The sequence below is a fragment of the Staphylococcus hyicus genome, from assembly GCF_000816085.1.
Lineage (GTDB): Bacteria > Bacillota > Bacilli > Staphylococcales > Staphylococcaceae > Staphylococcus > Staphylococcus hyicus.
Genome location: NZ_CP008747.1, coordinates 179,624 through 193,303 on the forward strand (window position 1 = coordinate 179,624; position 13,680 = coordinate 193,303).

The window sequence follows — 13,680 nt, forward strand, 5'->3', positions numbered from 1 at the left end:
TTACGTGTGTGAAAAAAATAAAAATATGGATAAGTGGTGTCATTACAGTGATCGTGCTTGCAATTGTTGTGGGTTTTATTGCTATTCATAAAGATGCAACACGTTATGAAAATGCGCATGCCAATTATATCAATGATCATACACCGACATTGTTTTTGCACGGCACAAGTGGCACATTAAATTCACTGAGCTATTTAATTCAACAAGCACAAAATAGAGGGGTCACACAAGATGTCATCGTTGCACATGTGGCAAGTAATGGTGCAGTGACGTTTGAGGGTGTACTTTCCAAAAATGCGGTAAACCCTATCGTACAAATTGAATTAGAAGATAACGACAATATGGACTTAAATGCCAATGCCAAATGGATTAAAAATGTGTTAACACAACTCCAAAATCAGTATCAGTTTAAACACTTTAATTTTGTGGGTCATTCTATGGGTAATACGTCATTTGCCCAATATATGCTAAATTATGGCAATGACACATCGTTACCTCAACTGAAGAAAGAAGTAAATATTGCAGGCACATATAATGGTGTTCTCGGTCAAAATGAAGATATCAACGAAGTGAAAGTGGATCAAAATGGTAAGCCCAGTCGTATGATTCCGCCTTATCAAGGGTTTCGTAAGCTAAAAGATGTCTATAAAGGGAAAGACATTGAAGTATTAAACATTTATGGAGATATCTTGGATGGCACACATTCTGATGGCATCGTTTCAGCAAGCTCGTCAAAGTCTTTGAAATATTTGTTAGGCGATAGCCCTAAACGCTATCAGGAACTCAAGTATGAAGGGGAAGATGCGGAACATTCTGCGATACATGACAATCCAGATGTTGCCAACGATATCCTTCCCTTTTTATGGGGGAAATAAACATACTAAGATTAGCGGTGAGGAATTTTATGACGATAGAATTCTTCACCGCTATTTTTTATAGTGGTAGAGAGAAGTAGATCGTCCAGCTCCTTGGTTAATTAAACCGTACTATAAACTGATCAGCTTCACTCTCCTTTTGAAATTCGTTTAAGTATGTTGGGTTCTTGAAACCGTGTATAGGAAAAAGAGATGAAAAAGGTCATAGTGAAGAGAAACTTCTCAAATCCAAAAATGAGGTGATTTTCTATGCATTATTTAGGGCTTGATGTAAGTAAAAATCAGAGCTACATTGCACATTATGAAGACCAAAAACTAATTAATGAATTCTTGCTCACTCATACGAAACAGTCATTTCAAAAATTTCGAGTTTATATATCTTCGTTAGATAATCCAATCATTATATACGAATCTACAGGTGTCTATTCTAGACCAATTTGTGATTTTTGTACGAATAATCGATTTAAGTTCTACGAATTAAATCCTCTAGAAGCTAATTTTAAAACGAAATCACTCCGAGCTAATAAAACAGATAAAGCGGATGCACATAAATTGGCACTCTTAGGATATAGTTTACCTTCATTAACGTCTAAACATCAAAATCGTGAGCTATATGACGAACTAAAGGAGTATGCTCGCTTTTATTTGGAACTAGAGAAACAAGAAAACGTTCTTAAAGTTCAATTACTTGAAACAATGCATCAAACTTTCCCCTTTTTTGAAAAATTATTTAAAAATAGATATTCAACTATAAGTCTGAATTTAGCTCATGTTTTTCCGCATGCTTCAATGGTGAGTGACTTGACTAAAGAAGAAATCACAGAAGTGATTTCCAATGCTTCCTTAAAGGGTATGAGCGCTATTAAAATTGAAAACTACGGAGACAAGCTTATTCATTTAGCTAATGAAAGTTTTCCGTGCGTATCTAAAGATCATTTTTTAGTTAAAAAAGTAAGATTCGTAGCTAAAAGCCTTTTACATCTTCAAGAAGAAAGAAAACATTACAGTCAAGAAATGATTAATTTAGCCCAACAACTTCCGGAATTCGAAATTCTTCTTTCTATTCCTGGTTTTGGAAGACTAACAACAGCTTTATTTATCGGAGAATTAGGGGATATTAGAAGATTTTCTAGTCATAAAAAATTAAATGCTTACGTTGGTATTGATATTCGTAGATATCAATCAGGACAATCACATTATAAAGATACTATTAACCGTAGAGGAAATAAAAAGGCAAGAAAGTTATTATATTTAATTGTTCTGAATATAATTAGAGGGCAATCTAGATTTCGAAACCACATCAATGATTATTACTATAAATTAAAATCGCAGCCTTATGGAAAGCCCCACAAGACTGCAATAGTAGCGTGTATCAACAAACTACTTAAAACGATTCACTACTTAATTATGAATAATTGTACATATGATTATGAAATGTCACCACATTGATTAATCATACGAACAATTCAAGCATAACACCTTATTAAAATTTTTAAAATAATAAGGTTTATTTGAGTATGCTTAAAATAAGTTGAAAACACTTGACTAATTGTAGGAAAGGAGCAGGGACATAAATCATTTCATTTTTTAATTGCTCCTAGCGTCCCGCATTTCTAGACGTCTTACCTCAAAATGGATTTTCGGTTTCGACTAAGGAAGCAATCAAGGTGGTATTTTAATTCATCACGCTTCCCCTCATAAAGACTAAATATAACCAACAAAGTTCATGTACGAAGAATTTTGTTGGTTTTTTTGATTAACAGGGTAGCTATGTCGTAGCCATATTTCTATGGGTTAAGTTCCTGGATGATGTTAACCATATCCTCATGAATAACAAGGTCAGCTTGATTATCATACGGTGTTGGATCCTGATTTATAATCACAAGGTGTTTGCCAGCAAAATTCGAAACGAGCCCAGCTGCAGGTTGGACAATGAGTGATGACCCTAGCACAATCAATGTATCAGCATCGCTAATTTTGTACATGGCACGCATTAACGTTTCTTGGTCTAACATCTCACCATATAACACAATGGCAGGGCGAATGTGCCCGCCACATTGGTCGCATTGGTGAAGATGATGGGCTAAAACATTTGATTTTGTATACTGTGCATGACAATGTGTGCAGTAAAAGCGATTCATCGTTCCGTGTAATTCATCAACTTTGTGACTGCCAGCATCAGAATGTAAGCTATCAATATTTTGCGTCACCACACCTAAACTGCGTCCTTCTCTCTCAAGTTGTGCAATCCAGTTATGCACAATATTGGGTGTTTTATCTGCAAATAACAAATAGTCAAAGCAAAAAGACATAAAACCTTGAGGGTCATCGTTTAAATAATCGACGCTTAATATATATTCAGGCGCATGTCCTGTTTTAGCAATCTTCTCATTAATTCCTCCAACTGAACGAAAATCGGGTATGCCACTGGCAACTGAGATACCAGCGCCTGTAAAAAAGACGATTTTGCTAGATTGGGCAATGATTTGTTTAAGTTGAGTTACGTTATCGTTCAAAAAAATCCCTCCGGTAAACGCTTTTGATATCTTCATTTTAGAAGTGCTAAAAACATTAATCAAATATGTATGACATTTTAATGTCATATTGTATGAATTATTAAATTATTGTGTTATTATTTTTAAAAACAAAGATATTATTACAAAAGAGGTGCAACGATGAATCAAACACAAAATGTATTATCTTGTTATAAGCTTTTTTGGACACGCGCATTTGATTTTCGTGGACGCGCAACACGTAAAGAATTTTGGCATCCTTTATGGATTAATTTAGTATTGATCTTTCTATTAGAAAAAATTGCGCACGAAGTTGTAGTTGATATATTCTCTTTAATTATTTTTATACCGATGTTAACAGTTATGGCAAGGCGTTTACATGATACGAATCACACGATGTTCTTGGCCATTGTGCTTAATGCTTTCACTTTAATAGTGACGATCGCGGAGTTGATGAATGTGTCATTGAGCTTTATGTCTGACGATGCATTGCCAATGGGAAGCGGCTATTTTGTGGTCATCATTATTTTTATCGTTATTTTGCTTATTATGACGATTTATTCACTTATTTTGATGTGTATTAAAGGTGACGAAAACCCAAACAAGTATGGTGCCGATGGTACGTGCGGTTTATTAAATTCTACAACTACTAATAAATGATATTTCAAAAATCCCAATGAATCAGATTAATCATTCATCGGGATTTTTTATATTTCTTTTTATTCACCATACCTTATATTGATTTAATTTTAATTAATATAGCCTTAATGTGACCTAGATACGTGACATGATAAAATATATATAAGATTTATAAGAAAATTATATATAGTGAGGAGTGCTACTATGAACCAGCCACAGACTGTTGTATCATGTTACAAGCTATTTTGGACACGCCTTTTTGATATTAAGGGACGTTCGACACGTAAAGAATTTTGGCATCCTTTATGGATTAATGCGGTCATTATGACGTTATTGTCATTGTTAGTTTCTGAACGATCTAGCTATATCTTTAGTTTGATGATTTTTATACCGAACTTGGCAGTGATGACGCGCCGTTTACATGACGTGGACCGTACGATGTTCTTAGCGATTATATTTAACGCTGCGAGTTATATTGGAACATTTTTATTTTTTATCTTTATCTTAGTGCCAACAGGGGTTGTAACAAGTCCTTTTGCAGAAAGTATTCTCATCATATTTGTATTTATCAGCGGTATCGCGTTAATCGGATTGTTATTCTACACTTTCATTCTTATGGCTTCAAGAGGAAACACTGCACCGAACCAATATGGAAATGATGGTACTGCAAGTATGATGCAAAACACAAAAACGTCACACGTTTCATAGATATTGCTTTAAAATGAGCTTAATGGTGAAAGGATTCCATTAGGCTTTTTCGCATGTGAGAAGGTTTGCTTTCAATAGAAAAGGGTAGTAGAGCAGCATGAACAATTAAAACTAATATATACGATAGATAAAACTTAAAGTGAGTATGGAAAGTGTGTCCTACTCAATTTTTTACTAAACAAAAGTTGGTGAAAGTCATGACTAAAGTATTATTAACCGGGGCCTCTGGTTATATCGGTGGCCATTTAATGCATAGATTAAAAAACGATTACGAGATTGTAGCCATTTCGCGTCATATCGAGAATAAAGAAAATGAGGCGAATGTGACTTGGAAATCAGCGGATTTATTTGATATTGAGGAAATCACAGAGGTAATGGAAGGTGTCGATATTGCGATTTATTTGGTGCATTCAATGATGCCTTCTGCAAAATTAACACAAGCAAGTTTCGAAGATATGGATGCGTTGTTAGCGGATAATTTTGCACAAGCAGCACGTGCCAATAATGTAAAACATATCATCTATATGAGCGGTCTCATTCCAGAAGATGAAAAATTATCGCCACATTTAAGAAGCCGTCTTGAGTGCGAACGTATTTTAGGATCGTATGGGGTACCTGTGAGTACACTGCGTGCAGGTCTAATTATAGGATCAAAAGGGAGTTCGTACCCGATTTTAAAAACATTGGTAGAACGTTTACCTGGTTTGCTTCTACCTAAGTGGGCGTACCATACTACGTTGCCTGTAGCGATAGATGACGTCATACATGGGTTAAACGCACTCGTGAAACGACAGCCGCAACAAAATGAAGCAATAGATATTGGTGGTCCAACGCATATGACGTATAAAGATTTATTTCGTCAAACGGCAGAAGTGCTCGGTAAGCGTCTCCCCATGGCTGATTTACCTATTATTCCCATTTGGTTAAGTAAATTTTGGGTAAAACTGATTTCCGGTGTGCCTAAAGAGATGGTGTATCCGTTAATGGATAGTTTGGTTCATGATATGACGCGTCATGATAAAAATAGTGTAGAAGGAATTTCAATCGGTCGTATTGATTTCAAAGAAAGTGTACGTCAAGCATTAGAAGAGGAACAAAAAGCGCAAAAAGCGAAGTCTAAAAAGTCACCTTCAAGTCAATTAAAAATTAAAGATGTGCGGTCCATATCAAGGGTTTCATTACCGCAATCAGTAGATATGAATGTGCTCGCGACAACGTATGCAGAATTTTTAAATACCATTACGTTCTACCTCGTGCATAGTCGCTTGGAAGACGATGTATTTACAATTCAAGTTCCATTTTTAAATAAAACATTATTGTGTCTGAAAAAAGATAAAAACGCCTCCCATTTTGATAAAGTTATGTTTCATATCGTAGGAGGAGATTTTGCGCTAGCGGATAATGGGGGCAATGCGCGTTTAGAATTTAGAAGATTGCCAGATTCTGAGGACTGTATCATAGCGCTTCAAGAGTATCAACCGACGTTGCCGTGGTGGTTTTATAAATTCACCCAAGCGAAAGTGCATAAAGCCGTTATGAATGCATTTAAATTAAAGTTGAAGCTTTCGTACGATGCAAAAGCGCGTTTGGTGCGTGAAAGTGATGCGAGGAAAAAATCATAAAATATGAAGTGTTTCCCGGGAAATGTATGGAAGAAAGGAAGATGACGATGTCAAAATATAGGAATCTTAAACAGTTCATGAGAGGCGTCAGCCCTTTATTAGGGGGGCAAATGATAGGAGGTATTATCGTTCGAAATGCACGAGATGATTATGCTGAAACGAAAACGCCGCCTTTTTCACCACCTGGCTTTGTCTTTCCAATTGTTTGGTCTGTGTTATATACTTCAATGGGTATTGCGCATGCGCTCGTATCGCAAAAACACCGTTCTTATGTAACGTCTTTCCTGTATTATACTCAGTTGGCTTTAAACTATGCATGGGCATTCATCTATTTCAGGTTGAAGTGGCGTGGTGTTGCGGTGATCGAAAGCTTTCTGTTACTCGGTGCTGTCATGGTTACAACGGTACAGTTTTTTAGAAAATCTCAGATTGCAGGCGTGTTGTTTTTACCTTATGTTGCTTGGTGTGCGTTTGCCTCATACATTACAACAGGGAGTTATAGTTTAAATAAAAATCAATCAACATATTAGTCGTCTAGGGAGGCCTTTGAATGAAGTTAGGTGTCATTTTAAATCGTGTGTACCGTGTGAAACAGAATCCATTATTGCAATATGTGTATGACCATCATGACAAGTATGAAACCGTTCACTTTATTATTCCCATTGAAGAAATGTCGGATGCGTCACGAATAAAGTTTAACGACTATATGGCTGTAGTAAAGGGATTTTTAAATCAGTTAAAACAGAACAATATTGCGCCGCATATTGTGCCGTATGAAGCGCTTGGAGATTTAGCGGAATCTATCGGTGTCACACACATTTTATTAGCAAGTGATACGATGAGTTATCACCATGAGAATTATGACTTTCCGCACGTTCAACGCGCATTTGAACAGCGTGGTATTGACGTCATTGGGCTTCGGGCAAATCATTATTTTAATCCGCGCCAAACGACAAATAAGCAAGGGGAACCGTATAAAGTATTTACCCATTTTTATAAAGCGCATCGGTCAAAAATTGTGCATATCCGTACACCCAATTATACGCTCAAAGCGTTAAGCCATGTCGTTGAAAAGGGAGACAATGCATACAACCTTTACTACAATGATGCCGAGGATATGGAAGCGACAGCACGTGCGCACTGGAATGATTTCTTACAGCACGATATCGTAAAATATAAGCAATTGACCCAAAACCTAACACATACTTATGTGAGCGGTATGAGTCGTTATTTAGCGTATGGGTTAATGGATATTCATGAAGTCTTGAGTGATCTTTTAGAAGGGTACGAGGCGTCACCATCTCAATATGAGGCGTATATAAGAGAACTGATATTTAGAGAATTTTACTATGTATTAATGGTCGCTTATCCGCAGACGGCGCGACATGCCTTTAATGAAAAATATCGTCATTTACCGTGGTCTAATGATGAAGTGGCGTTTGAAAAGTGGAAGCTTGGCGAGACAGGCTATCCCATTGTGGATGCTGCAATGAAGAAATTACGTCGTACAGGTTGCATGCATAATCGATTGCGTATGGTGGTTGCACAATTTTTAACAAAACATCTTTTGATTAATTGGACATGGGGAGAAGCTTATTTTCGAGAACAACTGATAGATTATGACAATGCCTCTAATGTTCATGGTTGGCAATGGTCTGCATCAACAGGAACGGATGCGGTGCCGTATTTTAGAATGTTTAATCCGGTACGTCAAAGCGAACGTTTTGACGCACAAGGCAATTTTGTTAAATCAGAATTCCCGTTATTTGACACTGTTCCCGCCAAATATATTCATAATCCATCAGCGTATCGAGAGGTATTAAACGATACCTATCACATCACAATTGGAGAAGACTATCCAGAGGTCATTGTTGATCATAAGGCGGCGCGTGACCGTGTGATGACGGTATTTAAATCATTGTGTGAAGATGAAAAAGCGTAGCACAAGGCGTACTACGTTTTTTCAATATGACCTTGAATGACGATGCCGACTCCTTTATGTTTTGTACCTTCGTGCCAGATTACTTTTCGCTCTGCCAAGAAGTGTACACGAACTGGCAATTGCTTTAATATTGCGCGTACTTCAGCTTCATCATATAACATGTCTTTATCTTTAGGGCCACCTGTGTCCAGTTGAAGTTGCGCTTTTGCGTAAAATTCAAAATAACTATGTCCACCTGAAACGAGCGCGTTTACCAGGTTATAAAACATCATCTTCTTTCCTTCACTAGGGACATGACCAAATATATTCACGCTATAATCGAATGTTTCATGAGGAATGTCAGTTTCTTGAGTAATATCGCCATACATAGCATGGATTTTAACTTGTTTTTCTGCCGCTAATCGCTGTTGCTTTTCAATTCCCACTTTAGACGTATCATATGTGGTAACGTCATATCCCAGTTCAGCAAGATACACCGCATTACGGCCTTCACCTTCAGCAAATAACACTACCTTTTCATGGGTATCAGTGTGGTTTTTAAACATGGATGTGAGATAGATGTTGGCATCTTTGCCATAAATATACGTTTCACCTTGATATTTTTCATCCCAATGATTCATTGTGACACCTCCTTATTACGCTTACGTCTTTCATGATATACCCAACGCAAAACGTGTCAATCATTTTGAAAAAGGGTAATAGCGTAATATGAATTCATTATTATAATATAAGGATGTGAAATGATGAGCCAACATTTTGAAGTCGTTGTCATTGGTGGTGGGACAGCAGGGATAATGGTGACATCAAGATTAGTTCGACAAAATCCTGAATTAAAAGGGAGTGTTGTTATTATTGATCCTGCCGCCAATCATTATTATCAACCGTTATGGACGTTGGTTGGTGCAGGTGTATCAAAATTAGAAGCAACGCGAAAGCCCATGGGAGACGTTATCCCACAAGGGGTGAACTGGATTCGGCAAGCTGTTAAACGGATGGCACCTAATGAAAATAAGGTATATTTACAAAATGATGAAGACATCACGTATACGTATTTAGTCGTTTGTCCTGGACTGCAACTGAATTGGTCACACGTTAAAGGATTGCCACAGACTATAGGTAAACATGGCGTTTGTTCTAATTATTCTCCTGAATACGTGAACGAAACGTGGCATCAAATCGCCAATTTTAAAGAAGGTACGGCTATATTTACGCATCCGAACACACCGATAAAGTGTGGTGGTGCACCGATGAAAATTATGTTTTTAGCAGAGGATTATTTTAGAAAACATGGGATGAGGGCACACACAAATGTAGTATTTGAAACGTCTAAAGCAGTATTATTTGATGTTAAAAAGTATTCGAATGAACTTGAAAAGTTAGTACAACAACGTGGAATAGATGTGAATTATAAATCAAATTTAATAGAAATAGATGGGGAAAATCAATTGGCCACTTTTGAAAATATAGATACAGGAGAACAAAAAACATGTCATTTTGATATGTTACATGTGACACCGCCAATGGGGCCATTGACATTTGTGAAAGAGAGCGCATTAACCGATGAAGCGGGGTGGATTGATGTAAATCCATCGACTTTACAACATACACAATTTAAAAATGTCTTCGCGTTAGGAGACGCATCAAATGCACCAACGTCTAAAACAGGCGCAGCAATTAGAAAACAAGCACCCGTGGTAGCCTCCAATTTACTCCAAGCGATGCAAGGGCAAATGTTAACACATCATTATGACGGATATACGTCTTGTCCGATTGTGACAGGGTACAATCAACTTATTTTGGCAGAATTTGATTACAATCATGAAACGAAAGAAACGATGCCTTTTAATCAAGCCAAACCGCGACGTAGTATGTACATGTTAAAAAAAGATATATTGCCACGGATGTATTGGTATGGCATGTTAAAAGGTTGGATGTAAATGTTTAACTAAATGAAAAGCTTTGGGACAAAATGTTGCTTTATGAGAGACCGGTGAAAGGTTTATGAGTGCAACTGTGCTACAAGTCCCAAGCTTTTTTATACAATTCAATGACAAATATAGTTGTCATTTTGACTATAATAGTGTATATTTCAGGTGAGGAGTGGATGCGTATGAAAAATCGACTTAAAGAATTACGTGCTCGAGATGGCTATAATCAAACGCAACTTGCTAAAAAAGCAGGTGTATCTAGACAAACGATTTCATTGATTGAACGTAATGAGTTTATGCCATCCATAAAAACAGCTGTGAGTATCGCACGTGTATTTAATGAAACGGTCGAAAATGTATTTATCATCGAGGAGGGAGATCTATGAAAAAAGGTAGGTATACGTTACAAATTATATTGGCAACCATTTTTGGTGGTATTGTAGGCGTTATTTTTGAAAGTGATTTTGTACGCGCTTTTTTTAGTGAGTTACGTTATGCAAAATCAGCTAATTTTTTAATGATTTCTTGTATCGCTGTGACATTATTACTGGTTGCGTTAATTCTATATCAATTCATGATTCAAAATGATGCTTTGAGGTTAAAACGTAAAAGTGAGATGGGGAATGATGCCTCACAAGATGATTTGATTGCTAAAGCAGACTTACAGTACAACAAGTCAGAAATTATATTTTATAGTCAACTCATCATCGTCGCGCTCTATATCTTATTTCTTTTAATAGGAGGTTTCGGGGGAGAAACAAATATCTTATACGTTTTTGTACCGTTGTATATCATTTTCATCCCTTCAATCAAATCAGGCTATTTTTATAGAAAATATAATGTTAATTATCCTAAAATAGGGGAGAAAGATTACACTAAAAAAATATTAGAGATTAAAGATGAAGGTGAAAGACATATTACATTATTATCTATGTTTAAAATCTATCAGTTTAATGTTATAGGGCTTTTTTTAGCAATTCTGCTCATATTTTTATTTTCGATTACGTTTGATCTCAACCAATCATTTAGTTTGTTAATAGTCATTTTATTATTTATATATAATTCGCTCGGATACTTGTTAAAATTACGTAAATACTACAAATAAAAATGTGCAGTCATCAGAAAAAGTGGCTTGTGTCATCAGTTTAATTCTCAAGTTAGTTTAATCAAAGCATTTGTGTAATATGCCAATCATTTATATCATGTGCATGGTAAAAATGCACGAGATGGGTTACATATTTAAAGCGGTATGGCATCGGCTGAAGTCATATTCACAACACACGCATGCATTCAATTATTCCAATATTTAAATGTTAAAAAATATATGTATTGTTAAAGCCAAATTGTGCAAATGTGCATGATTTGGTTTTATATTTGTGTAACATTTGAATAAAAATGAACCGATTGGTATAGTTAAAGCGTGAACTGTTTACATAAGACGGGCACATCACATTTGGAATCTTTCTTCTTAGTGCATACATCAGGTGGTTTTGGGTTATGTGCTTTCTTAATAATCGTAAATATAAATGATTAGGGACTTGTTGTGCCTTGTTTTTACTAAGTACGCTTTGTATGACATTCACAAGGGGTCTTTTTTTGTATTTAAATTTAAAAAAGGGAAGGAATGGACATATGTTAAGTATTAAAAACTTATCAAAAGTCTATGCTGGGAATAAAAAAGCTGTAGACAATATGACGATAGACATTCAGCAAGGGGAGTTTGTCGCATTTATTGGTACGAGTGGTAGTGGTAAAACAACCGCACTCCGAATGATTAACCGCATGATCGAAGCAACAGAAGGTCAAATTATGATTAACGGTAAGGATGTGCGCCAAATGAATCCGGTGCAATTACGGCGCAGTATTGGGTATGTGATTCAACAAATTGGCCTTATGCCACATATGACGGTAAGAGAAAATATAGTACTTGTACCTAAGTTGTTAAAGTGGTCGCAAGAGAAAAAGGATGAGAAGGCACGTGAACTCATTAAACTTGTAGATTTACCGGAAGAGTATTTGGATCGTTATCCTTCTGAATTGTCTGGTGGCCAACAACAACGTATTGGTGTGGTAAGAGCACTTGCCGCAGAACAAGATATTATCTTAATGGATGAGCCGTTCGGGGCGTTAGACCCGATTACACGTGATACGCTACAAGACTTAGTGAAGAAGCTTCAACAACAATTAGGCAAAACATTTATATTTGTGACACATGACATGGACGAAGCGATTAAGTTAGCTGATAAAATCTGCATCATGTCTCATGGGAAAGTGATTCAGTTTGATACACCTGACAATATTTTAAGACATCCGGCAAATGATTTTGTCCGTGATTTCATTGGCCAAAACCGCTTGATTCAAGACCGTCCTAATTTGCGTTCTGTAGAAGATGCGATGATTACGCCAATTACGATAACGGCGGATCAATCTTTAAATGATGCAGTTGAATTGATGCGTCGAAAACGTATCGACACATTATTTGTCGTTAACCATCAACATAAATTATTAGGCTTTTTAGACATTGAAGATATTAATCAAGGATTACGTGCACGCGCAGAGCTCATTGATGTCATTCAACGCGATGTATATACTGTGCCACTTGATAGTAAATTACAAGATTCTGTGCGCACGATTTTAAAAAGAAATGTACGTAATGTGCCTGTTGTTGATGAAGGTCATCATATCGTAGGACTCATTACACGTGCGAATCTCGTTGATATTGTATATGACAGTATATGGGGTGAAGCAGACGGAGACAACATCGAAAACGAAGACATCACAACTTCTACCAAGGACGGAGTTGAGCGCGAATGATGGATTTTATTGTAAATAATGCGAATGATTTATTAAATAAAACGATGGAACATTTGTATATTTCTGTTATTGCGCTCATTCTCGCAATCATTTTCTCCGTCTCGCTGGGTATTTTATTAACCCGTACGAAACGTTTGGCAAAAGTTTCATTAACGATTGCCAGTGTACTTCAAACGATACCGACATTAGCAGTGTTAGCGTTGATGATACCTTTATTTGGTGTGGGGAAGGTGCCAGCCATTGTCGCGCTATTTTTCTATGTGTTATTACCCATTTTAAATAATACAATCATTGGGGTGGAAAGCATTGATAAAAATGTACGTGAAGCTGGAAAAAGTATGGGAATGACGGAATTTCAACTCATGAAAGGTGTAGAACTTCCACTAGCATTACCTATGATTTTAAGTGGTATTCGCTTGTCGTCTGTATACGTGATTAGTTGGGCGACACTTGCGAGTTTTATCGGTGCAGGCGGTCTCGGTGATTACATTTTCAACGGATTAAACTTATATGATGCGAATATGATCATTACGGCGACCATCTTAATTACCGCACTCGCGTTACTTGTCGATTTTTGTTTGTCGCGTATTGAAAAGTGGATTGTGCCTAAAGGTTTAAAGGTATCTAGATAAACATTGG

Annotated in this window: 14 protein-coding genes; 12 read left to right on the top strand and 2 right to left on the bottom strand. The window is 36.6% G+C overall.

The genetic code is table 11. From position 1 onward, the window contains the following. The first annotated feature begins 8 nt into the window (after positions 1–8). A complete protein-coding gene (locus SHYC_RS00735) occupies positions 9–875 on the top strand; it encodes an alpha/beta hydrolase (protein WP_039647439.1) in 867 nt (288 codons plus the stop codon). Positions 876–1,124: 249 nt separating this feature from the next. Further along, positions 1,125–2,324: an IS110 family RNA-guided transposase gene (locus SHYC_RS00740; protein ID WP_039643616.1), complete on the top strand. Its 1,200-nt coding sequence runs from the start codon at positions 1,125–1,127 to the stop codon at positions 2,322–2,324. A 338-nt stretch (positions 2,325–2,662) separates the two neighbouring features. On the opposite strand, the gene SHYC_RS00745 is transcribed toward SHYC_RS00740, so the two are convergent. After that, positions 2,663–3,391 (bottom strand): NAD-dependent protein deacylase, encoded by a 729-nt coding sequence (locus SHYC_RS00745; protein WP_039643618.1) that lies wholly within the window; start codon positions 3,389–3,391, stop codon positions 2,663–2,665. Between the two features lie 159 nt (positions 3,392–3,550). Here SHYC_RS00745 and SHYC_RS00750 point away from each other — a divergent pair, with 159 nt between their 5' ends. The 5 genes from SHYC_RS00750 (at position 3,551) to SHYC_RS00770 (ending at position 8,299) form a co-directional block, all read left to right on the top strand. After that, complete coding sequence (locus tag SHYC_RS00750) at positions 3,551–4,048, top strand: DUF805 domain-containing protein (RefSeq protein WP_039643621.1); 498 nt, start codon at positions 3,551–3,553, stop codon at positions 4,046–4,048. Positions 4,049–4,231: 183 nt separating this feature from the next. Further along, positions 4,232–4,735 (top strand): DUF805 domain-containing protein, encoded by a 504-nt coding sequence (locus tag SHYC_RS00755; protein WP_052257764.1) that lies wholly within the window; start codon positions 4,232–4,234, stop codon positions 4,733–4,735. Positions 4,736–4,932: 197 nt separating this feature from the next. After that, positions 4,933–6,357 carry an NAD(P)H-binding protein gene (locus SHYC_RS00760; RefSeq protein ID WP_052257765.1) on the top strand — a complete coding sequence of 475 codons (1,425 nt, stop codon included), beginning with the start codon at positions 4,933–4,935 and terminating at the stop codon, positions 6,355–6,357. A gap of 77 nt (positions 6,358–6,434) precedes the next feature. Next, positions 6,435–6,887 carry a TspO/MBR family protein gene (locus tag SHYC_RS00765; protein WP_327083178.1) on the top strand — a complete coding sequence of 151 codons (453 nt, stop codon included), beginning with the start codon at positions 6,435–6,437 and terminating at the stop codon, positions 6,885–6,887. Between the two features lie 20 nt (positions 6,888–6,907). After that, positions 6,908–8,299, top strand: a complete 1,392-nt coding sequence (locus SHYC_RS00770) for a cryptochrome/photolyase family protein (RefSeq protein WP_039643624.1) — start codon at positions 6,908–6,910, stop codon at positions 8,297–8,299. Between the two features lie 11 nt (positions 8,300–8,310). On the opposite strand, the gene SHYC_RS00775 is transcribed toward SHYC_RS00770, so the two are convergent. After that, on the bottom strand, positions 8,311–8,919 hold the full coding sequence (locus tag SHYC_RS00775; RefSeq protein WP_039643626.1) for a class I SAM-dependent methyltransferase: 609 nt from the start codon (positions 8,917–8,919) through the stop codon (positions 8,311–8,313). Positions 8,920–9,042: 123 nt separating this feature from the next. On the opposite strand from SHYC_RS00775, the gene SHYC_RS00780 reads away from it, so the two are divergent. The 5 genes from SHYC_RS00780 (at position 9,043) to SHYC_RS00800 (ending at position 13,673) form a co-directional block, all read left to right on the top strand. After that, entirely contained in the window at positions 9,043–10,236 is a 1,194-nt protein-coding gene (locus SHYC_RS00780) for an FAD/NAD(P)-binding oxidoreductase (RefSeq protein WP_039643628.1), read from the top strand. A 173-nt stretch (positions 10,237–10,409) separates the two neighbouring features. Then, positions 10,410–10,613 (top strand): helix-turn-helix transcriptional regulator, encoded by a 204-nt coding sequence (locus SHYC_RS00785; protein WP_039647445.1) that lies wholly within the window; start codon positions 10,410–10,412, stop codon positions 10,611–10,613. Then, a complete protein-coding gene (locus SHYC_RS00790; protein WP_039643630.1) occupies positions 10,610–11,332 on the top strand; it encodes a DUF3169 family protein in 723 nt (240 codons plus the stop codon). Before SHYC_RS00785 ends, SHYC_RS00790 begins: the two co-directional genes overlap by 4 nt. Before the next feature lie 527 nt (positions 11,333–11,859). After that, positions 11,860–13,041, top strand: coding sequence for a betaine/proline/choline family ABC transporter ATP-binding protein (locus SHYC_RS00795; RefSeq protein ID WP_039647453.1), 1,182 nt, complete (start codon positions 11,860–11,862; stop codon positions 13,039–13,041). Next, positions 13,038–13,673 (top strand): ABC transporter permease, encoded by a 636-nt coding sequence (locus tag SHYC_RS00800; RefSeq protein WP_039643633.1) that lies wholly within the window; start codon positions 13,038–13,040, stop codon positions 13,671–13,673. Before SHYC_RS00795 ends, SHYC_RS00800 begins: the two co-directional genes overlap by 4 nt. Positions 13,674–13,680 lie beyond the last annotated feature (7 nt).

What these genes read in the sequence shown, in the direction of transcription:
- SHYC_RS00740 (WP_039643616.1), top strand. Translation starts at nt 1,125, where the DNA reads ATGCATTATTTAGGGCTTGATGTAAGTAAAAATCAGAGCTACATTGCA.
- SHYC_RS00750 (WP_039643621.1), top strand. Translation starts at nt 3,551, where the DNA reads ATGAATCAAACACAAAATGTATTATCTTGTTATAAGCTTTTTTGGACA.
- SHYC_RS00755 (WP_052257764.1), top strand. Translation starts at nt 4,232, where the DNA reads ATGAACCAGCCACAGACTGTTGTATCATGTTACAAGCTATTTTGGACA.
- SHYC_RS00760 (WP_052257765.1), top strand. Translation starts at nt 4,933, where the DNA reads ATGACTAAAGTATTATTAACCGGGGCCTCTGGTTATATCGGTGGCCAT.
- SHYC_RS00765 (WP_327083178.1), top strand. Translation starts at nt 6,435, where the DNA reads ATGAGAGGCGTCAGCCCTTTATTAGGGGGGCAAATGATAGGAGGTATT.
- SHYC_RS00770 (WP_039643624.1), top strand. Translation starts at nt 6,908, where the DNA reads ATGAAGTTAGGTGTCATTTTAAATCGTGTGTACCGTGTGAAACAGAAT.
- SHYC_RS00775 (WP_039643626.1), bottom strand. Translation starts at nt 8,919, where the DNA reads ATGAATCATTGGGATGAAAAATATCAAGGTGAAACGTATATTTATGGC.
- SHYC_RS00780 (WP_039643628.1), top strand. Translation starts at nt 9,043, where the DNA reads ATGAGCCAACATTTTGAAGTCGTTGTCATTGGTGGTGGGACAGCAGGG.
- SHYC_RS00785 (WP_039647445.1), top strand. Translation starts at nt 10,410, where the DNA reads ATGAAAAATCGACTTAAAGAATTACGTGCTCGAGATGGCTATAATCAA.
- SHYC_RS00790 (WP_039643630.1), top strand. Translation starts at nt 10,610, where the DNA reads ATGAAAAAAGGTAGGTATACGTTACAAATTATATTGGCAACCATTTTT.
- SHYC_RS00795 (WP_039647453.1), top strand. Translation starts at nt 11,860, where the DNA reads ATGTTAAGTATTAAAAACTTATCAAAAGTCTATGCTGGGAATAAAAAA.
- SHYC_RS00800 (WP_039643633.1), top strand. Translation starts at nt 13,038, where the DNA reads ATGATGGATTTTATTGTAAATAATGCGAATGATTTATTAAATAAAACG.